Genomic DNA, 21168 nt, shown 5'->3' on the forward strand with positions numbered 1-21168 from the left:
TGATATTGTTTTTAAAAAATAAAAATTTTAAAGGTATATATGAATAAATTAGCAATTTATCCAGGAACTTTTGATCCTATTACATATGGTCATATAGACATTATAAATAGAATATCAAAAATATTTCATAAAGTAATAATTGCAGTAATAAAAAATCCTAAAAAAAAATTAATGTTTAAAGCTTCTGAAAGGATAATATTAATAAAAAAATCAATTAAAAAAAACAAAAATATTAAGGTGTTAATTTTTAATGATTTAATAATAAACTTTGCGATAAAAAATAAATCAAATATATTAATTAGAGGTATAAGAAATACTAATGATTTTAATAAAGAATATGATTTTGAAAAATTCAATAAATTAATGAATAAAGATATAGAAGTGATATTTCTATTTTCATCTAAAAATTTATCTTTTTTATCCTCATCTTTAGTAAAAGAAATAGCTGCTTATAAAGGTAATTTAAAAAAATTTGTTCCTTTATGCGTACATCAAGCAATGAAAAAAAAAATAAAATTAACAAAAAATATTAATTAATATAATATATAAAAAATCTATTTATTTTTATTATATAAATAATATAATCAATATATTGTAATTTTATATTAAATATGAAAATTATTTTTACAAAACCATTTAATAACAGATACTATAATTTAGTAAAAAAACTAAACATTTCGAATATATACAAATCCAATATGGAATTAATTATAAAATCAGATTTTATATATATAAGATATAAAAATAAACATTCTAGTATATTTTTTATAGACTTTAATTCAAAAAAAATGAATTATAGATGCAATTTAGCTAACATAAAAAATGAATTAATAGCAAAATCAGTAGGTATAAAAAATAAATACTTTCCTAAAATAATAGATGCAACAGCAGGATTAGGAAATGATTCATTTATATTATCTTATTTAGGATGTAAAGTTATCATGATAGAAAGAAATCCTATAATATATCTTTTATTAAGAAATGCTTTAGATAGAACTTATTCAAATACAACAACTTTAGGATGGACAAAAAAAAGATTGAGATTAATATATCAATCTAGTTTTGAAATATTTAAAAAAATAAAAAAAAAACCAGATGTAATATATTTAGATCCTATGTTTCCTATTAATAATAAAAAAAAATCTAAAAGTAAAAAAGAAATAGAATTACTAAAAAAAATAGTAGGAGAAGATAAAGATGCTGATACATTATTAAAATATGCAATATCTTTAGCAAGTACAAGAGTAGTTGTAAAAAGACCTCTTTATGCTTCTCCATTAAATAACATAAAAACATCATCATTTATTAAAACAGGTAATTATAGATTTGATATTTATTTTAATAGAAAAAAGTAGTTTTATAATATGAATTATTTACATTAATCATAAAGGTACAATTAACATATCTATAGGAACAGAGTTAATAAATTGACGTACATAAGAAATAAATTTACTCCAAAAGTCTTGATGATGTCCAAAAATTACTAAATCTATTTTGTGTATTTTTATAGATTTTATTAAAGATTTCACTAAATCTCCATTAGAATTTATAATTTTATTAAATTTAAAGTTTGATTCTTTAATAAATCTAATGAGTTCGTTATAAATAAATTCTTTTTGATTTTTTTTTTCTATATTACTTATATTTACATCTATGAGACCAGTATATAAATCAGAATAATTAATATTTACATGAATTAAAGAAATTTTAGCTTTATTAAGTTTAGCTATTAAAATAGCTTTAGAAATTAAAATTTTACTCTCAGGAGAAAGATCTATAGCTACTAAAATATGTTTATAAGACATTTTATTATATCCTTAAAAAATTATATATTATAAATAATACATATATTAAAATAAATAATTTTTATTTATATAAAATTTAAAACTAATAAATAAAATAAACTAGATAAAAACATAGAAATAGGTAAAGTAAATATCCAAGCAAGTATAATATTTTTAACCATGATAAATTGAATACCAATTTTATCTGCTATCATAGTTCCAGCTACAGAAGAAGATAATATGTGTGTTGTAGAAACTGGTATTCCTGTATAACTAGCTACTCCTATAGAAATTGCAGCAGTCATTTGAGAAGCAATAGCCTGAGCATATGTCATATTTTTTTTACCTATTCTTGTACTGATTGTATTAGATATTCTTTTCCAACCTATCATAGTTCCAATAGATAAAGAAAATGCTATTGATAATATAATCCATGTAGGAGCGTATTCTACTGTTTTTAATAAATTTTTATTAGATATCATTAAAAAATGTCTATCTTCTAAACTAATATTAGACAATCTATAAATATGTTCATTCAAATCTGTAATACATAATAAAAACATTCTTAATTTTTTCTTTTGATTTAAATTTAATTTTTTATAATTTGATGATTTTTTAACTAAGTCATGAACATCATTAAAAATATATGATATTAAATAACAATTTTTAATTGTGTTTTTGTCTTTTTCTTTTTTAATATTTGTAATTAAAGGTTTAAGAATTTTTTTTTGAGATATAAATATTCTTTCATTTTTTAAATAATATTTTTTTAATTTTTTTATTGTTGTTTGCATTTTAATTATGTCATAATTTTTTAGATTTAAATCAACTAAAAAAAATGATGGAGATATTCCTATCAATACAAGCATAATTAATCCTATACCTTTTTGACCATCATTTGCACCATGAGAGTAACTAACTCCTATAGATGAAATTATAAGAGCTATTTTAGCTATTAAAGGTAACGGTGCTTTATTTTTTTCTTTTTTATTTTTATAGGGGGTAGAATATATAATATTTAATTTATTTTTTATAAAATAATTAAGTAATATAATAAAAATTATTGATATTAATAAACCAACTATTGGAGAAAATATTAAAGAAGATAATACATTAAATATTTGATTCAAGTTCATAGCATGTAATAATGAAGATTTTCTAATAAAGGTATCAGTTATGCTAATTCCGATTATAGAACCAATTAATGCATGAGAACTTGATGAAGGTAAACAAAAATACCATGTAAAAAGATTCCATGTTATTGCTGAAGATAATATAGAAAAAATAATAACTAAACCATTGATTGAATAAATTTCAATTAATAAATTTATAGGAAATAAATGTACAATAGTATATGCTACACTCAGACCTCCTAATAATACTCCTAAGAAATTAAATATTCCAGACATAATTACAGCTATATTAGATTTCATTGTTTTTGTATAAATTACTATAGCTACAGCATTTGCTGTATCATGAAATCCATTAATTGCTTCATAAAATAATACAAATAAAAATGCTATAATAAATATTAAGTCGTTATATAAATCTATACATTTAAACAAATATATCATAAGATTTAAGCCATTTTAAAATATGAACTCAACTTATTTATCATCTGTTACAAAATATTTTTTGTAAAAAACAAAAAAATAAATTTTATTAAATAAAATTTCTATATGCTTAATATATAAATATTTTAGCAAGGTAATAAAAATTATTTAAGTTTGAATTTTATTTATTTTTTAATCATTAGAAGATAATTTTAATTTGTGAGCTAACAAAATTCCAATAGACAACATAAAAATAATAAAAATAGATATACCTAACCAATGCCAAGTAAACCAGAAAATACCACCAAAAGTTCCAAAGATACTAGAACCTAAATAATAAAAAAAAAGATATAAAGAAGAAGCTTGTCCTTTAGCTATTTTTACTCTATGACCTATCCAACTACTAGAAACAGAATGTGCAGCAAAAAATCCTGCAGAAAATAACATTAGTCCAGGTATAATAATTATTAAATTGTTAAATTCAGTAACTATTAAACCAGAAATCATAAGGAATAGAGATCCTATAAGAACGTTACTTCTATGATATTTGTTAGTTAATATCCCTGCTTTAGGAGAACTATAAGTTCCAGTTAAATATACTACAGATAATAGTCCTATCATTGACTGATTTAATGAAAAAGGATAAGAAGTTAACCTATATCCAATATAATTAAATAAAGTTACAAAACTACCCATTAAAATAAATCCCATAATAAATAATTTAGATAAATATTTATCATTTAAATGAACAAAAAAATTTGATATTAATGTATGAGAATTTAAAGTAATAGACTTAAAATTTTTAGAATTAGGTAATAACCATAAAAAAAATAAAGATGAAATAAAGGAAATTGAACCTATAATTAATAAAGCAATACTCCATGAAAATTTAGTAGATAAAATGCCAGCAATTAATCTTCCAGAAAATCCCCCTATTGCATTACCACTAATATATAAACCTATCGAAAAAGATAAAATACTTGGATGGATTTCTTCGCTTAAATAAGTCATAGCTACAGCAGCAACTCCGCTTAATGATAATCCAGTTAATGATCTCATTAATATAATTTCATTCCAACTAGTCATTTGACTACAAAAAATTGTAAATATAGAAGCTGAAATTAAAGAAAAAGACATTAATATTTTTCTACCAATAAAATCTGATAAAGGACCAGTTATCAACATTCCTATAGCCATCATTGCGGTTGCAGATGATAATGATAAGCTACTTTGAGCAGGAGTTAAATTAAAATTTATTGAAAATACTGGTAACATTGGTTGTACACAATATAAAATAGCAAAAGTAGCTAACCCACCTGAAAATAATGCTAATAATACTTCATTGAATTTTTTTGTCCCTCTTTTTATATATTTTATTTTATTAATTTCATTTTTTATATTATTTTTAATAATTTTTTCGGAAGATTTAAATAAATTTATTTTTTTTTGTATATTGTTCATTAATATTTTTTCCATGAATGTATATTTTTAAATGTTATTATATAAATTTATTAAGCTTATATAAATTTAGAATTAACTTTAAAATTTTTACTCTAAAAATTTTTATTAATAAAATATCCATCAAAAATATGTGTAGCAGGTCCTGACATATATATACACTCATTATTTTTATCTAAAAATATTTTTAATTTACCGCCAGGAAGTTCAACTGTAACTTTTTGATCCAATAAATTTTGGTTTATACCTACAGCAACAGAAGCACATGCACCACTACCACATGCTTTAGTTTCTCCAACATCTCTCTCATAAACCCTTAACTTTATATATTTTTTATTTATTATTTCCATAAAATTTACATTAACTTTATTTGGAAATTGTGAATGATTTTCAATTATAGGACCTATTTCTTCAATATTAGTTGTTAAAACGTCAGGTACTAATATAACACAATGAGGGTTACCTAAAGATACAATACCAAATTTTATATTTTTTGTTTTTATTTTTATACAATATTCTTTTTTATTTTTTCTTATTATGAAAGGTAAAGATTCTGGATTAAAATCAGGTTTACCCATATTTACTAATATTTTTTTATTATTTTTGATTTTTAAATGTAAAATTCTATTTTTTGTACTTACTATTATATTTTTTTTATTAGTTAATCTATTTGAATAGATAAATTTTGCAATGCATCTAGCTCCATTACCACATTGTGATACTTCCTCTCCATTAGAATTAAAAATTCTATAATTGAAGTCAATATCTTTGTTAAATGATTTTTCTATTAATAATAATTGATCAAAACCTATTCCTTTATTTCTATCAGATAAATTTTTAATTTTAATTTTAGACATTTTGATATTTTGATTAATATTATTAATAATCACAAAATCATTTCCTAATCCATGCATTTTAGAAAAAAAAACTTTTTTATTTAAAATATAATCCATAACAGTCTCTAAAAATTATTTATATAAATTTTTACTTATTTAGTATATTAATACAAAGAATATAATATTAAAATATAATTTTAAATTTTAAATTAAATTTTAATTATTAAGTAATTTAATAATATAAAAACAGCAAGAGATAATATGAACGATTTAGAATTTTATAATATTACTAATAGTTTAATGCTTTCTATAGAAAATAAAATAGATGAGTATAATAATAAAATAGATATTGAATGTGAAATTAACAATGATGTGATGTATATAAGTTTTAAAAATAACAGTAAAATTATTATTAATAGACAAAAATTTTTAAAACAAATCTGGTTAGCTACTCAGATTAATGGCTATCATTTCAATTATTTAAATAAATGTTGGATATGTAATCGTACGGGATTAAATTTTTGGAAGATATTAGAAATTTCTTGTTCTAGTCAATCAGGTTATAAAATAATATTTTAATTCTTTAATTTAATCATTATAATTTTATATAAGCATAATTTAATATTTTTTAAATAATATTTTTATTTTATTATTTTAAATAATTTAAACATTTTAAATTTTTTCGGCGAAAGAGGATTTGAACCTCTGACCTACTGGTCCCAAACCAGTTGCGCTACCAAGCTGCGCTATTCGCCGATGTATAAATATAAACTATTTGTTAATTTTTACAAATTAATACATTTTTTAAAGAATATAAAAATTTGGGTGGTTAATGGGATTTGAACCCATGACCACTGGAACCACAATCCAGAGCTCTACCTACTGAGCTATAACCACCGTTATTTTATAAGATATATTATCTGATGTAATTTTTATGAATAAAATATGATATTTTTATTTTATTTATGCGTCTGACAGGATTTGAACCTGTTACCTTTGCCTTCGGAAGACAATGCTCTATCCCTTTTAAGCTACAGACGCTTATATCAAAAATTAATCTTATTTTTAAGTATAAGAATTATTAATTCTACTCTATTTTTATTTAAAAGTATATATTTTATATTAAAAATTTAATGGAATTTCTCATTAATAAATTAGCCATGACAAAAACTAATAATGAATTTTTTGATATGATGAAAAGATCGTAAAATATATTTACTAATTATTAGCTAAGTTTATAAATAATAAAATCACCTGAATTCAGGTGATTTTATTATTTATAAACTTAGCTAATAATTAGTAAATATATTTTACGATCTTTTCATCATATCAAAAAATTCATTATTAGTTTTTGTCATGGCTAATTTATTAATGAGAAATTCCATAGCATCTATTTCAGTCATGGGATGAATAATTTTCCTTAAAATCCACATTTTTTGTAATTCTTCATGAGAAGTTAGTAATTCCTCTTTACGGGTACCAGATCTATTATAATCAATAGCAGGAAAAACTCTCTTTTCAGCTATTTTCCTAGATAAAGGTAATTCCATATTACCTGTACCTTTAAACTCCTCATAAATCACCTCATCCATCTTAGAACCAGTATCAATTAAAGCAGTAGCTATTATAGTTAAACTACCTCCTTCTTCAACATTACGAGCAGCACCAAAAAAACGTTTAGGTCTGTGTAAAGCATTGGCATCTACTCCTCCTGTCAAAACTTTACCAGAAGCAGGTACAACAGTATTATAAGCTCTAGCAAGTCTAGTAATAGAATCAAGCAAAATAATTACATCTTTCTTATGTTCAACTAATCTCTTAGCTTTTTCGATAACCATTTCAGCTACCTGAACATGTCTAGAAGCAGGTTCATCAAAAGTAGAAGCAACAACTTCTCCTTTTACTAACCTTTGCATTTCAGTAACTTCTTCAGGTCTTTCATCTATTAAGAGAACCATAAGAACACAATCAGAATGATTATAAGCTATGCTTTGAGCAATATTTTGTAATAAAATCGTTTTACCAGCTTTGGGAGGAGCAACTATTAATCCTCTTTGACCTCTACCTATGGGAGAAGCTAAATCTAAAACTCTTGCAGTTAAATCTTCAGTAGAACCATTACCTCTTTCCATTCTTAATCTACAATTTGCATGCAAAGGTGTTAAATTCTCAAATAAAATTTTACTGCGTGCATTTTCAGGTTTATCATAATTAACTTTATTTACTTTAAGTAAGGCAAAATATCTTTCTCCTTCTTTTGGAGGACGTATTTTACCAGCTATTGTATCACCTGTCCTTAAATTAAATCTTCTTATTTGACTAGGTGAAACGTATATATCATCTGGACCAGCAAGATAAGAACTATCTGAAGAACGAAGAAAACCAAATCCATCTTGTAAAATTTCTAATACACCGTCTCCAAATATATCTTCACCGCTTTTTGAATGTTGTTTTAAAATAGAAAAAATAATATCTTGTTTACGCATACGTGCTAAATTTTCTAGACCCATTTTATTGCCAAGTATAATTAATTCAGAAACAGGAGTATTTTTAAGTTCGGTAAGATTCATAATGGTGGGTTCTTATTAAACTTTTGATAAATATTTATTTTGTTAAATAATAAAAAAGTAGAAAAATTAATTTATATAAATATATAATAAATAAAATTGTTTATTATGGATAATAATAAATATTTAATTTAATAAATTATTAAAATTAAAAATTGAATTATAGTTAAATTTTAAATTAATTAGTTAATTTAAAAATAAAATTATTTTTAAAAAATACTAACTTAAATTAGAATCTAAAAATTCTTTTAATTGAATTTTGGATACAGCTCCAACTTTAGTTGCTTTAACTAAACCATCGCTAAATAATAATAAAGTAGGTATACCTTTAATTGAATATTTAGCAGGAATTTTTGTATTATGTTCAACATTTAATTTTGCTACAATTATTTTATTTTTGTATTCTAAAGATATATCTTCTAAAATAGGAGATAAAATCTTGCAAGGATTACACCAACTAGCCCAAAAATCTACAAGAAAATATCCTTTATTTTTAATAATTTTAGATTCAAAATTACTGTCTGTTAATTCTATTATTTCATAATTATACATGATTATCTCCAGTTTAAAATTTCTATTTAAAATAAATAACAAATTATATTATAATAATTTATAAATAATTATTTTAATTATTAATATTTTTTATTATTTTTTTTAATCTAAATATATAAGAACTACTATCTTGTTTAATTTTTTCTTGCTTTTTAATTAAATTAATATTATTCCATAATAAATCACTTTGAGGTAACTCAAACAAAAATCTGCTATATTGAGTATTAATATTAATACCACGATAAAATCTTTGATTAGATAATGTAAAAAATAATTTTTTCTGAGCTCTAGTAATACCTACATAAAATAATCTACGTTCTTCTTCTATGTTATTAATATAATTGTTTGTATGAGGTAATATTCCTTCTTCTAATCCTGAAATTATAACAAAAGGAAACTCTAATCCTTTAGAAGAATGTAAAGTCATTAAATTAACTTTATTATTTTTTTCTGAATATTTTATATTTTCATTTTTAATATCTTTTAAAGAAATATTTGTTATAACATCATCTAAATTTAAAGGTTTATTTGTGAATTTACCTGAAAGCATGTCCAAAACATATTTATAAAAAAAACATAAATTACTAATAATATTATTTAATTTTTTCATATCTTTTACATTTTTTTTTAACCAATTTTCATAGTTAATTTTTTTTATTAAATATTTAAAAGCAAAAACAGGATTATCTTTAAATTTTAAATAAACTTTATTAATAAAAAAAGTAAACTTATTTAAATAATCTAAAATATTTTTTTTGTTTTTTTTTATAAAATTAATGTGAAAACTAGATTTAAATAAACTTATATTACTTATACGAGCACAGTCTGATAGTTTTTTTATTGTCATCATTCCTATGTTTCTTTTTGGTCTATTAATTATCCTTAAAAAAGAAACATCGTCATTAAAATTATTTACTAATTTCATATAAGATATAATATCTTTAATTTCTGAACTTTCAAATAAAGAATTGTTGCCATAGATTTGATAAGGTAGATTTTGTTCGATTAATTTTTTTTCTATTATTTTTGATTGATAATTATTTCTATAGAGAATAGCGTAATCTCTATAGTTAGTTTGATATTTTGATATATTTTTAGTTATTATTTTTGCAATTGAACTAGCTTCTAATTCTTCATTATTTGAAATTGTTATTCTAATTTTAGATCCATTATCTAAATTAGAAAATAATTTTTTTGAAAATATATGATGATTATTTGAAATTAAAATATTAGCAGCATTTAAAATTATCTTAGAAGATCTATAATTTTGTTCCATTTTAATTATTTTAGTTTGAGGAAAATCTTTTATTAATATCTGAAAATTTTGAGATCTTGCTCCTCTCCATGAATATATAGATTGATCATCATCACCAACAAAGGTAAAATTAGCTTGTTTATTAATAATCATTTTGATCATTTCATATTGAATAGAATTAGTATCTTGATACTCGTCAATTAATAAATAGTCAATATTATTTCTCCATTTTTCTCTAATTAATTTATTTTTTTTAAAAAGTATAGTTGGTAAAAAAATCAGATCATCAAAATCTAAAATATTAGAACATTTTAGATATCTATCATAAATTTTATACAATTTTATAAATAAAACATTTGAATTAGATAAATTGATTAGTTTTACATTGTTATAACTAATTAGATTATTTTTACATTTTGAAATAAATTTAATAAGTTCAATCAATAAATTTTTATCTTTATTTAATGATTTAGAAGTCAAATCTTTTAATAATTTAAATTTATCACTTTCATCTAAAATTGAAAAATTAGGTTTTATATCTAAATAATTTAGTTCAGATTTTATAATGTATAAACCAAGTGAATGAAAAGTAGAAATTATAACTTTTTCTGAATCACTAATTTCAATAATGCTATTTAATCTATTTTTCATTTCATTAGCAGCTTTATTTGTAAAAGTAATAGCAACTATTTTATTTTTTTTATAAATATGATTTTTAACTAAATGATTTATTTTATTAGTAATAACATTAGTTTTACCAGATCCAGCTCCAGCTAATACAAGACAAGGACCTTTTATTAAATTAATAATTTTTTTTTGATTAAAATTAAGCAACATTTATGATATTCAAAATTTATTTTAAGTTAATAGATTTAGAAATTAAAGATAATTTTTTAATTTCTAAATAGATAACTAAATTTACATCTATTTAGAAATTTTAAATCTTTTGATTTTTTATCTTAATTTTATTGAAAGTATATATTTTTCATATTTTTCATATAACTTCTTAATTTAATTCCTATAGTCTCTATAGGGTGATTACGTATTAAACTATTTATTTTATTTAATTTAGAATTTTCTATTTTTGATTTCGTAAAAAATTTATCATCTATTTGATTAACAAATTTTTTTAATATAGGAAATGCCTTTTCTGTAAAAATATAATTTCCATATTCAGCTGTATCAGAAATTACTAAATTCATTTCATAAAGTCTTTTACGAGCAATAGTATTTGCTATCAATGGTAATTCATGTAAAGACTCATAGTATGCAGATTCTGGAAGAATACCAGAATTTATCATAGTTTCAAAAGATAATTCTATTCCTGCTTTTATAATTGAGATTAGTAAAATATTTTTATCAAAATACTCTTGTTCTTCAATAATACCTTTATAATAAGGAGCATTTTCAAATGATGTGGATTTTGTTTTTAAACGTAATTTTTTTAGTTTAGTATCTTTATTAACCCAATCTTTCATCATTTCTTTAGAAAATTCACCTGAAATTATATCATCCATATGATTTTTAAATAAACCACCTAATAAGATTTTTATTTTGTTACTCATATAAAATGAATTAATTTTTGCAGAATTTGATAATCTATCCATCATTAATGTTATACCTCCATGTTTCAATGATTCAGTTATAATTTCACAACCTTTTTGTATTAATTTACATGCATAATCTGAGTCGTATCCTTGGGATATTAATTTTTCGTAACAAACTAAAGTTGCTGTTTGCATCATACCACAAAGTATTGTTTGTTCTCCCATGAGATCTGATTTAACTTCTGCTGAAAAAGAAGATTCTAAAACACCAGCTCTATGAGAACCTATAGAAAAAGCCCAAGATTTAGCAGCATTTAATCCATTAGATTTAGGATCATTTTCAGAATGTACTGCAATTAAAGTTGGAACTCCAAATCCTCTTTTATATTCTTCTCTAACTTCTGTTCCTGGACATTTGGGAGCAACCATTATAACTGTTATATCTTTTCTTATTTTTTGTCCTTCTTCTATGATATTGAAACCATGAGAATAACCTAATATAGAATTAAATTTCATTAATTTTTGTATTTCAGATATAACTTTATTGTGCTGTTTATCAGGAGTTAAATTTATTACTAAATCAGCTTCAGGTATTAAAGATACGTAACTTCCTATCTCAAATTTATTTTTTGTTGCATTTATCCATGATGTTTTTTTATTTAATATAGACTTATCTCTTAAAGCAAATGAAACGTTTAAACCAGATTCACGCATATTAAGTCCCTGATTTAATCCTTGAGAACCGCATCCTATAATAACTATTTTTTTGTCTTTTAAAAAATTAATACCATTTTTAAATTCATTTTGTTTAATTAAACGGCATTTTTGAAGTTCTATCAATTTTTCACGAAAATTTAATTTATTAAAATAATTTGACACAAATTACTCCTTTAAATTGAATAAAAATTATATTAATCAATATTATAATTATAGTTAATTTTTTTTATATCTCTTACAGCTCCTTCACTAGCACTAGTAGCAAATATAGCATAATTTTTAAGCGCTAAAGAAATTTTTCTATTTCTATTTTTCATTGGAGTATATGCAAATATACCTCTAGACTCTTCTATTTGCTTTCTAGCATTTAATTCAATATCACTAATATTTAAATTAATTTTTTTACTTTTAATATCTATTTCGATAATATCTCCATTTTTTACTAAAGATATTAAACCTTTATTTGCTGCTTCTGGAGAGATATGACCTATAGATAATCCAGATGTTCCTCCTGAAAATCTACCATCTGTTATAAGAGCGCAATGTTTATCTATTCCCATAGATTTTAGATATGTTGTAGGATAAAGCATTTCCTGCATTCCAGGACCTCCTTTAGGTCCTTCATATCTTATTACTACAACATCACCTTTATTAATAAGACCATTTAAAATTGCATCAACTGCATCTTCTTGGCTTTCATAAACTTTGGCTTTTCCTTTGAATAAAAAATTTTTTTTGTCTACACCAGCTGTTTTTAATATACATCCATCCTTAGCTATATTGCCATATAAAACTGATATTCCCCCTTCTCTACTATATGCATATTCTACCGAACGTATGCATCCATTAATTCTATCTTCATCTAAATTTTTCCATCTATAACTTTGAGAAAAAGGTTTTATAGTTTTAATTCCGCCAGGACCAGATCTAAACATTTTTTTAATTTTTTCATTATCTGTAATCTTTATATCATATTTATTAATTAAAATTTTTAAGGTTGATCCCATTATGTTTTTGACTTTACTATTTATTAAATTTCCTCTATCTAATTCACCTAATATAGAAATTATACCACCAGCACGATGCAAGTCCTCTATATGATATTTTTTTGTATTAGGAGATAATCTACAAATATTAGGAATTTTTTTTGATATTTCATTGATATCTTTCATAGAAAAATTGACTTTAGCTTCATTAGCTGCAGCTAATAAATGAAGTACTGTATTTGTAGATCCTCCCATAGCTATATCTACTATCATAGCATTTCTAAAAGCAGAATTAGTAGCAATACTAAGAGGCAACAATTCTTTATTGTTTTTAAGATAGTAATTTTTTGTTATTTCTACTATTAAAGAAGCAGAATCTAAAAATAGTTTTTTTCTGTCTGTATGAGTTGCTAATATTGTTCCATTGCCAGGTAAAGCTAAACCTAAAACTTCAATTAAGCAGTTCATAGAATTTGCTGTAAACATTCCTGAACAAGAACCGCAGGTAGGACATGCAGAATCTTCTATTGTTTTAGCTAAATTGTTATTAATTTTTGCATTTACTCCCTGAGCTATTGAATCTACTAAATCAATTTTTATATCTTTGTTTTTTAATGATATTTTTCCAGCTTCCATAGGACCTCCAGAAACAAAAACTGTAGGAATATTTAATCTTAAAGAAGCCATTAACATACCAGGAGTAATTTTGTCACAGTTTGATATGCAAATCATTGCATCAACACAGTGTGCATTGATCATATATTCTACAGAATCTGCTATCAATTCACGAGAAGGAAGAGAGTACAACATACCACTATGACCCATTGCTATTCCATCATCAATTGCTATTGTATTAAATTCCTTTGCTACTCCTCCTTTTGAATTAATCTGATCTGATATAATTTTAGAGACTTTCCTTAAATGTATATGACCAGGTACGAATTCAGAAAATGAATTAACTACTGCAATAATAGGTTTATCAAAATCTGATTCAATCATTCCAGTAGCTTTCCATAAAGATCTAGCACCAGACATTTTCATTCCATGGGTTGTAGTTTTAGACCTGTAAGTAGTCATAATAAAAATCCTTAAACATATTAATTTTACTCATTGTAAAATTAAAAATACTTAGTTATTATAAAATTGAAAAATGTTTTGAAATGTTTTTGATATTTTTGGTTTTTTTATCAGGGGTGGAGGGATTTGAACCCCCAACAATCGGTTTTGGAGACCGATGCTCTACCATTTGAACTACACCCCTATTAAAATTTTAAAAAAAGGAATGGTAAATTTTAAATTTAATAATAATATGAATTCATAATTATTTCAAGATTTTTATTTATATCAAAATATAATTTTTATACAAAAAATAAGCTTTAATAGATTCATAGAGTTAAACTTAATTAAATTTACTTATATAAAAGCGAAATAAAATATGAAATTTCCAATTTATTTAGACAACGCTTCAACAACACCTCTAGACAAAAAAGTTTTAAATAAAATGTTAAAATATCTAACTTCAGACGGAGAATTTGGTAATGCAGCTTCGAGATCTCATATATTTGGATGGAAAGCAGAAGAAGCAGTAGATAAAGCAAGGAATCAAATATCTAAGTTAATATCAGCTGATTCAAGAGAAATTATATTCACTTCAGGTGCAACAGAATCTAATAACCTAGCTATAAAAGGTTGCGCCTATTTTTACAAAAACAAAGGAAATCATATAATTACAAGTCAAACTGAACATAAATCAGTTTTAGATAGTTGTAGATATCTTGAAACACAAGGATTTGATATTACATATATAAAACCTGAATCTAATGGAATTATTGATTTAATAAAAATTGAAGAAGCAATCAAAAAAAATACAATACTAGTGTCTATAATGCATATTAATAATGAAACAGGAATTATGCAAAATATAAAAAAAATAGGCTCTATTTGTAAATCAAGAAATATATTTTTTCATGTAGATGCTACTCAAAGCATAGGTAAGATAAAAATAAATATCAATAATATAAATGTAAATCTAATGTCTTTTTCTTCTCATAAAATACATGGACCAAAAGGTATAGGAGGTTTATATATAAGACGTAGACCAAGAATTCGTCTTGTAAGTCAAATTCATGGAGGAGGACATGAAAAAGGAATGAGATCTGGTACATTACCAGTACATCAAATTGTAGGAATGGGATATGCTTTTAGTATCGCAAATAAAAATATGATATCTTCCCAAAGAAAAATTAAAAAATTAAGAGATTTTTTATGGGAAGGAATAAAAGATATAGAAGAAATTTATTTAAATAGTGATTTATTAAATGGTTCACCTAATATTTTAAATGTTAGTTTTAATTATGTAGAAGGTGAATCTTTAATAATGGCATTAAAAGATATAGCTATTTCTTCTGGATCTGCATGTACTTCAGCTAGTTTAGAACCTTCTTATGTTCTTAGTGCAGTTGGAGTTAAAGATGAATTAGCTCATAGTTCTATACGCTTTTCTCTTAGTAAATTTAATACTTTAGAAGAAATAAAATATACAATAAATATAATACATAAATCAATTAACAAATTAAGAGAAATTTCTCCTTTATGGGAAATGTTTAAATCAGGAGTTGATTTAGATAACATAAAGTGGGATCATAAATAAAACATTAATAATTACATTAATAACTTTAGGTACATTTATGTCATATAGTAAAAAAGTAATCGATCACTATGAAAATCCACGTAATGTTGGATCTTTTGATATAAATATAAATAATGATAATTCAAAAATTGGTAGTGGAATGGTTGGAGCTCCTGCCTGTGGAGACGTTATGAAATTACAGATTAAAGTAAACGATAAAGGAATTATAGAAGATGCAAAATTTAAAACTTATGGATGTGGTTCAGCAATAGCATCTAGTTCACTAATGACCGAATGGGTTAAAGGAAAAACTTTACAAGAAGCTCAATTAATAAAAAATACCTCTATCGCTCAAGAATTAGAATTACCTCCTGTAAAAATTCATTGTTCAATATTAGCTGAAGACGCTATTAAAGCAGCAATACAAGATTATAAAAATAAAAAAAACAATTCAAAAAATTAAATTTTGTTAAAATTATTTCTAAAAATTACTGGTAAATTTATTACCAGTAATAGGTTTTCTTAATAAAAACTACATATTTTTATGAGATATTATTATGAATTATTTTAATTTATTTAGCTTACCTCAAATATTTAACATTAATGAAGAATTATTAATTAAAAATTTTTATGAACTACAAAAAAAATTTCATCCTGATAAATTAATTAATAGTTCAACAAATTTATTATCTAAAATGAATAATAAAATTATTATAATAAATAAAGGTTATAAAATACTTAAAGATCCTATAAATAGAGCTGAACATTTATTATATTTAAATAATTTTATAGTTGATAAAAAATCATATTTATATGTAGAAAAAAGTTTTTTAATAAAAAATATTTCATTATTTGAAAAATTAGAAACTATAATAAAAGAAAAAGAAAATAATCTTGCTTTAAGTAATTTCATAAATAAAATTGTTTTAAAAAAAGATAAATATTTAAATAAGCTAATTTATTTGTTTGATTTAAAAAAATTTAAATCTATTAAATCTATATTAATTAAAATTAAATTTTTACAGAATTTAATTTCTAAAGCTGAAATAATTAAAGAAAAAAATAATAATTTATAAATTATAAGGATTTTTATGGATTTTATGAATTGTAATACTTTTTTTTTAAATAATTTTAATAAAAAGATTAAGAAAATAGCAGGAATAGATTTAGGAACTACATATTCTGCTATATCTACTGTAATAAATAACAAAGTTAAGATAATTCCAGACCAAAATGGTAATTTATTACTACCCTCTATAGTATGTTATAAAAGAGATAGACCTATAGTAGGATGGAATGCTGTTAACAAATTTAAATCTAATGATATAATTAATACTATTAATTCTGCAAAGAGACTTTTAGGGTACTCTTTGTCTGATATAAATCAAAATAAAATCTTTTTCCCTTATATTTTTAAAAAAAACAAATATAATAAAATTATAATAAAAACCAATTATGGTTTTGTAACTCCAGAAATAGTTTTAGGAGATATACTTAAATCTCTAAAAAATAGATTTTTAGATTTTTGTGGTAAAATATTAAAGGATGTTGTAATAACTGTTCCTGCTTATTTTAATAATAAACAACGTCAGCAAGTAAAGAATTCTGCTTATTTAGCTAATTTAAATGTTTTAAGACTATTAAATGAACCAACTGCAGCCGCTTTAGCTTATGGTTTTAAAGAAAATAAAAAACACAAGATAATATTAGTTTACGATTTAGGTGGAGGTACTTTTGATGTTTCTATACTTAGAATTTCAAATGGAGTTTTTGAAGTTTTGTCTACGGGGGGTAACAATAAATTAGGAGGAGATGATTTTGATGAACAGATCGCTAATCTTATAATAAAAAAATCTAATATTAATGTGACTAATTATCCTCATTTGAAATATCATTTACTTAAGTTATCTTCTAATATTAAATTTCAATTGACTCATAGTTATTTTGCTAAAATAAATTTCTTAAATTGGAAAGGAACTATTACTAGAAAAGAGTTTGAGGAATTAATTTATTCTCTTATTTATAAAACTATTTTAATTTGTGACAAAACTATTAAAGAAGCTAATTTATCTATTAAAGACATAAACGATATTATTATGGTAGGAGGATCAACTCATGTACCTTTAGTTATTAAATTAGTTTCCGATTTTTTTAATAAAAATTTATTAAATTACATTAATCCAGAAAAATCTGTTGTAATGGGAGCAGGTATTCAAGCAGAAATTTTATCTGGAAATAAAAATATACAGGAATCAGTTTTGCTATTAGATGTTGTTCCTTTATCATTGGGAATAGAAACCGTTGGTGGTTTTGTTGAAAAAATTATTAATAAAAATACTAATATTCCTTTTTCTAAAACTCAAGAATTTACAACATTATATGATAATCAAAAATCTATTTTTATAAATATTCTTCAAGGAGAAAGAGAGTTTGTTAAAGATTGTTTTTCTTTAGGTAAGTTTTCATTAAATAATTTGCCTTTAAAATCAGCTGGTCAAGTTAGAATATCTGTAACTTTTACAATTGATGTAAATTGCATGTTAATTGTAACTGCTGAAGAAAAATCTAAGAATTTAAAAAATAAAATTAAAATTGATATTTTTGATCATTTAAATAAGTTGAGTGTAGATAAAATTATTAAAGATTCCAAAAAACATTTACCTTCAGACTTATATAATAAATTAATTAATGATTATAAAATAAAATCAGAAAAAATTATTAATAATTTAAATCCTTTTTTATCTTCAGATTCAAATTTATTGGATAAAAAAGAATTATCTGATTTAATAAAATTCAAAAATTTACTAAAAAAATCTTTAGAAGAAAAAGATATAAATAATATAGAATTTTCTATGTCTAAATTAGAACAAAAAAGTGATAGTTTTTTTAAACAAAGATTAAATAATTCTATTAAATCATATTTTTCTAAAGATAAAATTTAAGGATAATAAGAAAATATATGCCAAAAATTACTTTTTTACCTCATAAGATATTATTACCTAAAGGAGGTTCTTTTAATGCTAAATCAGGAGAATCTATATTAAATGTTGCTTTAAAAAACGGAGTAAATATTGAACATGCTTGCGAAAAATCTTGTTCTTGCGCAACTTGTCATTGTATTGTTATACAAGGAATAGATTATATTTCTTCTATTACTGAAAAAGAGGAAGATGCTTTAGATAAAGCATGGGGATTAGAAGTTAATAGTCGTTTAAGTTGTCAAGCTATAGTTTATAATAATGATATTATAGTAAAAATACCTTAAATAAAGATTATTTTTTCAATTTATATTAGTCTTTTTGTTCCTTAAATTTTAAAAATATTTGTAATCCAAATATTGCAAGTTCTTTTTGTAAATAACTTTCTAAATATCTTTTATATGAATTATTTAAATTTTTTATATTTCTTCCATGTATTATTATAATTGATCTATTTGAAATTGATTGGTGCGCAAATTTTAATTTTGTTTTTTTTCCACTATTTATAGGTGGTTTGTGTTCTGTTGTTGCCTTTTTTATTATTTTAGTTATTTTATTTGGAGAAATTTTCATATTAATTAATTCATATATTTTATTAATATATTTAAATATATTATTTATTCCTATATTCTCTTTTGCAGATATATATAATATTTTAATAAATTTTAAAAAATTAATTCTATTTTTTAATTTTTCTTTTATTTTTTCTTTTTCTTTTTCTTTAATTTTATCACATTTATTAATTAGTATAATTAGTCCTTTATTTAAACTTAAAACTAAATTTATTATTTTAATTTCTTGTTTTGTTATTTCTTTTGTAGCGTCAATTAAGATAATTGATAAGTTTGATTTTTTTATTGAGTAAATCGTTTTTTTTATTGATTTTTTTTCTAATTCGTTTTTAATTTTGCTTTTTCTTTTTATTCCAGCTGTATCTATTAATATATATTTATTATTTTTAGTATAGTATTTTATTTCATTGTTATCTACAGTACTTCCTGGTATTTTTGAGTGTATTAATCTATTTTCATCTTTAATAATACAATTTATTAATGTTGATTTACCAACATTAGGAATACCTATTATTGCTACTTTAATTTCTTTTTTAAATTCTATCTTTTTATTTTCTTGTTTAAATTTATAATTTTTTATTTTTTTAAATATTTTATCTATTCCTTTATTTTGAGTTGAAGATATAAAAAAAATATTACTATTGCCCAAATCAAAGAATTCATTATTAATATTTTCTTTTTTTATTTTATCTATTTTATTTATAATTAAAAATATATTTTTATTTAATTTACGTAGTTTTTGAAGAAATGTTTTTTCTTTTTCTGTAATGTTTGTTCTTGCATCTAAAACAAACATTATTATATTTGATTCTTTTATTGCTAAATTTAGTTGTTTATTAGTTTCTTTTAAAAATCTTTTATCAGAAAAATCTATTCCTATAGTGTCTATCAATATTATTCTTTTTTCTTTTATTTTTATAGTTCCATATTTTCTATCTCTGGTTAAGCCTCTAGTATTTCCTACTATTGATTTATCAGTTTTATTAAGTAGATTGAATAGAGTTGATTTACCTACATTAGTTTTTCCAACAATAGCAATTATTGGTTTCATATTTTATTATATTCCAAAATTATATTTCATTTATTTTTATTTTTGCTATCTCTTTTAATTTTATTTCGGTATTAGACTGTATGACTTTTTTAAATGACTCTATTGATTTATCAATTTCATCTCTTAATTTAAATATATCTCCTTTGAGATTTTCTTTTATTCCTATCCATTCTAAGCTTTTTATTTTTTCTAAAGATATTAAAGCTTTATCTATCTTTTTTTCCTCTATTTGTATTTTTGCTAATCTAAAATTTATTATGTTTTTTAGATTTTCATCTGTAGTTATTTCTGAAGCATGAATTAATAAGTCTTCAGCTATTTTTATATTGTTAGCAGAAATATATTTTGGCACTTTATTTACTATTAGAATTGATATATCACTGTTTTTACTTTTTAACATATATTCTAAAAAATTTTTTTCATTTTTATCTTTTTGATTTTTGATTTCTATATTTTCTTTCTTTAATTTTTCATTGCTGCCTATTTTTTGAGTTTTTACAAAACCAATAAATATAATTATTAATACAATAATAATTGTGATGATTATGTATTTTTTATTTTTCAATTTTATATTAATTTTTATTAAATTTATTATTAATTAAACTTATAGTAACATATTTTAAATTTTTTAATTTATTTTTTTTAAATTTTTATTTAAAAATTATATAATTGTTATTAACTTT

Annotated in this window: 19 protein-coding genes, 4 tRNA genes and 1 pseudogene; 9 read left to right on the top strand and 15 right to left on the bottom strand. The window is 22.1% G+C overall.

Features of this window, described 5'->3' with window-relative positions:
- The first annotated feature begins 39 nt into the window (after window positions 1-39).
- Window positions 40-537 (top strand): pantetheine-phosphate adenylyltransferase, encoded by a 498-nt coding sequence (gene coaD / locus AB4W60_RS02645; protein WP_343188623.1) that lies wholly within the window; start codon window positions 40-42, stop codon window positions 535-537.
- A 74-nt stretch (window positions 538-611) separates the two neighbouring features.
- Window positions 612-1355, top strand: coding sequence for a class I SAM-dependent methyltransferase (locus AB4W60_RS02650; RefSeq protein WP_367676135.1), 744 nt, complete (start codon window positions 612-614; stop codon window positions 1353-1355).
- A 27-nt stretch (window positions 1356-1382) separates the two neighbouring features.
- Here AB4W60_RS02650 and AB4W60_RS02655 read toward each other — a convergent pair whose 3' ends face one another.
- From AB4W60_RS02655 to dapF, 4 genes are all read right to left on the bottom strand, one after another.
- Window positions 1383-1805: a universal stress protein gene (locus AB4W60_RS02655; RefSeq protein WP_367676136.1), complete on the bottom strand. Its 423-nt coding sequence runs from the start codon at window positions 1803-1805 to the stop codon at window positions 1383-1385.
- A 65-nt stretch (window positions 1806-1870) separates the two neighbouring features.
- Entirely contained in the window at window positions 1871-3358 is a 1488-nt protein-coding gene (locus AB4W60_RS02660) for an inorganic phosphate transporter (RefSeq protein WP_343188626.1), read from the bottom strand.
- A gap of 171 nt (window positions 3359-3529) precedes the next feature.
- Complete coding sequence (locus AB4W60_RS02665; RefSeq protein ID WP_367676137.1) at window positions 3530-4798, bottom strand: MFS transporter; 1269 nt, start codon at window positions 4796-4798, stop codon at window positions 3530-3532.
- Window positions 4799-4890: 92 nt separating this feature from the next.
- Window positions 4891-5748, bottom strand: coding sequence for a diaminopimelate epimerase (gene dapF / locus AB4W60_RS02670; protein WP_367676138.1), 858 nt, complete (start codon window positions 5746-5748; stop codon window positions 4891-4893).
- A 144-nt stretch (window positions 5749-5892) separates the two neighbouring features.
- On the opposite strand from dapF, the gene cyaY reads away from it, so the two are divergent.
- Entirely contained in the window at window positions 5893-6210 is a 318-nt protein-coding gene (gene cyaY, locus AB4W60_RS02675) for an iron donor protein CyaY (protein ID WP_367676139.1), read from the top strand.
- A gap of 103 nt (window positions 6211-6313) precedes the next feature.
- Here the strand turns inward: cyaY and AB4W60_RS02680 are convergent.
- The 3 genes from AB4W60_RS02680 to AB4W60_RS02690 form a co-directional block, all read right to left on the bottom strand.
- Window positions 6314-6387, bottom strand: a tRNA-Pro gene (locus AB4W60_RS02680).
- 68 nt (window positions 6388-6455) lie between these two features.
- A tRNA-His gene (locus AB4W60_RS02685) sits at window positions 6456-6528 on the bottom strand.
- 69 nt (window positions 6529-6597) lie between these two features.
- A tRNA-Arg gene (locus AB4W60_RS02690) sits at window positions 6598-6672 on the bottom strand.
- A gap of 86 nt (window positions 6673-6758) precedes the next feature.
- Here AB4W60_RS02690 and AB4W60_RS02695 point away from each other — a divergent pair.
- A pseudogene (locus AB4W60_RS02695) lies at window positions 6759-6839 on the top strand (transcription termination factor Rho); the annotation flags it as partial.
- 102 nt (window positions 6840-6941) lie between these two features.
- Here the strand turns inward: AB4W60_RS02695 and rho are convergent.
- The 6 genes from rho to AB4W60_RS02725 all read right to left on the bottom strand — a co-directional run bounded on the left by rho (window position 6942) and on the right by AB4W60_RS02725 (window position 14516).
- On the bottom strand, window positions 6942-8201 hold the full coding sequence (gene rho, locus AB4W60_RS02700; RefSeq protein WP_343188630.1) for a transcription termination factor Rho: 1260 nt from the start codon (window positions 8199-8201) through the stop codon (window positions 6942-6944).
- 216 nt (window positions 8202-8417) lie between these two features.
- Window positions 8418-8750, bottom strand: coding sequence for a thioredoxin TrxA (gene trxA / locus AB4W60_RS02705; protein ID WP_367676140.1), 333 nt, complete (start codon window positions 8748-8750; stop codon window positions 8418-8420).
- Between the two features lie 73 nt (window positions 8751-8823).
- Window positions 8824-10842, bottom strand: coding sequence for a UvrD-helicase domain-containing protein (locus tag AB4W60_RS02710; protein ID WP_367676141.1), 2019 nt, complete (start codon window positions 10840-10842; stop codon window positions 8824-8826).
- A 128-nt stretch (window positions 10843-10970) separates the two neighbouring features.
- Window positions 10971-12431 carry a ketol-acid reductoisomerase gene (ilvC, locus tag AB4W60_RS02715; protein ID WP_367676142.1) on the bottom strand — a complete coding sequence of 487 codons (1461 nt, stop codon included), beginning with the start codon at window positions 12429-12431 and terminating at the stop codon, window positions 10971-10973.
- A gap of 32 nt (window positions 12432-12463) precedes the next feature.
- A complete protein-coding gene (ilvD, locus tag AB4W60_RS02720) occupies window positions 12464-14332 on the bottom strand; it encodes a dihydroxy-acid dehydratase (protein ID WP_367676143.1) in 1869 nt (622 codons plus the stop codon).
- Window positions 14333-14443: 111 nt separating this feature from the next.
- Window positions 14444-14516 (bottom strand) — tRNA-Trp (locus AB4W60_RS02725).
- A 174-nt stretch (window positions 14517-14690) separates the two neighbouring features.
- On the opposite strand from AB4W60_RS02725, the gene AB4W60_RS02730 reads away from it, so the two are divergent.
- From AB4W60_RS02730 to fdx, 5 genes are all read left to right on the top strand, one after another.
- Window positions 14691-15905 (top strand): IscS subfamily cysteine desulfurase, encoded by a 1215-nt coding sequence (locus AB4W60_RS02730; RefSeq protein ID WP_367676144.1) that lies wholly within the window; start codon window positions 14691-14693, stop codon window positions 15903-15905.
- 37 nt (window positions 15906-15942) lie between these two features.
- On the top strand, window positions 15943-16347 hold the full coding sequence (gene iscU / locus AB4W60_RS02735) for a Fe-S cluster assembly scaffold IscU (RefSeq protein ID WP_367676145.1): 405 nt from the start codon (window positions 15943-15945) through the stop codon (window positions 16345-16347).
- A 94-nt stretch (window positions 16348-16441) separates the two neighbouring features.
- Window positions 16442-16960 (top strand): Fe-S protein assembly co-chaperone HscB, encoded by a 519-nt coding sequence (gene hscB, locus AB4W60_RS02740; RefSeq protein ID WP_367676146.1) that lies wholly within the window; start codon window positions 16442-16444, stop codon window positions 16958-16960.
- A 24-nt stretch (window positions 16961-16984) separates the two neighbouring features.
- Entirely contained in the window at window positions 16985-18826 is a 1842-nt protein-coding gene (hscA, locus tag AB4W60_RS02745) for a Fe-S protein assembly chaperone HscA (protein ID WP_367676147.1), read from the top strand.
- Between the two features lie 17 nt (window positions 18827-18843).
- Window positions 18844-19149, top strand: a complete 306-nt coding sequence (gene fdx / locus AB4W60_RS02750) for an ISC system 2Fe-2S type ferredoxin (protein ID WP_343188639.1) — start codon at window positions 18844-18846, stop codon at window positions 19147-19149.
- Between the two features lie 25 nt (window positions 19150-19174).
- On the opposite strand, the gene der is transcribed toward fdx, so the two are convergent.
- Complete coding sequence (gene der / locus AB4W60_RS02755) at window positions 19175-20485, bottom strand: ribosome biogenesis GTPase Der (protein ID WP_367676148.1); 1311 nt, start codon at window positions 20483-20485, stop codon at window positions 19175-19177.
- A 19-nt stretch (window positions 20486-20504) separates the two neighbouring features.
- Window positions 20505-21050, bottom strand: a complete 546-nt coding sequence (locus AB4W60_RS02760; protein ID WP_367676149.1) for a YfgM family protein — start codon at window positions 21048-21050, stop codon at window positions 20505-20507.
- Window positions 21051-21168 lie beyond the last annotated feature (118 nt).

This window comes from Buchnera aphidicola (Neophyllaphis podocarpi), assembly GCF_964059055.1.
Classification (GTDB): domain Bacteria; phylum Pseudomonadota; class Gammaproteobacteria; order Enterobacterales; family Enterobacteriaceae; genus Buchnera_M; species Buchnera_M aphidicola_A.

Excerpts from the sequence above, each read along its gene's own strand:
- hscB (WP_367676146.1), top strand. The coding sequence starts at position 16,442 with ATGAATTATTTTAATTTATTTAGCTTACCTCAAATATTTAACATTAAT.
- rho (WP_343188630.1), bottom strand. The coding sequence starts at position 8,201 with ATGAATCTTACCGAACTTAAAAATACTCCTGTTTCTGAATTAATTATA.
- coaD (WP_343188623.1), top strand. The coding sequence starts at position 40 with ATGAATAAATTAGCAATTTATCCAGGAACTTTTGATCCTATTACATAT.
- AB4W60_RS02665 (WP_367676137.1), bottom strand. The coding sequence starts at position 4,798 with ATGAACAATATACAAAAAAAAATAAATTTATTTAAATCTTCCGAAAAA.
- der (WP_367676148.1), bottom strand. The coding sequence starts at position 20,485 with ATGAAACCAATAATTGCTATTGTTGGAAAAACTAATGTAGGTAAATCA.
- AB4W60_RS02710 (WP_367676141.1), bottom strand. The coding sequence starts at position 10,842 with ATGTTGCTTAATTTTAATCAAAAAAAAATTATTAATTTAATAAAAGGT.
- AB4W60_RS02650 (WP_367676135.1), top strand. The coding sequence starts at position 612 with ATGAAAATTATTTTTACAAAACCATTTAATAACAGATACTATAATTTA.
- AB4W60_RS02730 (WP_367676144.1), top strand. The coding sequence starts at position 14,691 with ATGAAATTTCCAATTTATTTAGACAACGCTTCAACAACACCTCTAGAC.
- cyaY (WP_367676139.1), top strand. The coding sequence starts at position 5,893 with ATGAACGATTTAGAATTTTATAATATTACTAATAGTTTAATGCTTTCT.
- AB4W60_RS02660 (WP_343188626.1), bottom strand. The coding sequence starts at position 3,358 with ATGATATATTTGTTTAAATGTATAGATTTATATAACGACTTAATATTT.
- dapF (WP_367676138.1), bottom strand. The coding sequence starts at position 5,748 with ATGGATTATATTTTAAATAAAAAAGTTTTTTTTTCTAAAATGCATGGA.
- hscA (WP_367676147.1), top strand. The coding sequence starts at position 16,985 with ATGAATTGTAATACTTTTTTTTTAAATAATTTTAATAAAAAGATTAAG.
- fdx (WP_343188639.1), top strand. The coding sequence starts at position 18,844 with ATGCCAAAAATTACTTTTTTACCTCATAAGATATTATTACCTAAAGGA.
- ilvD (WP_367676143.1), bottom strand. The coding sequence starts at position 14,332 with ATGACTACTTACAGGTCTAAAACTACAACCCATGGAATGAAAATGTCT.
- AB4W60_RS02655 (WP_367676136.1), bottom strand. The coding sequence starts at position 1,805 with ATGTCTTATAAACATATTTTAGTAGCTATAGATCTTTCTCCTGAGAGT.
- iscU (WP_367676145.1), top strand. The coding sequence starts at position 15,943 with ATGTCATATAGTAAAAAAGTAATCGATCACTATGAAAATCCACGTAAT.
- trxA (WP_367676140.1), bottom strand. The coding sequence starts at position 8,750 with ATGTATAATTATGAAATAATAGAATTAACAGACAGTAATTTTGAATCT.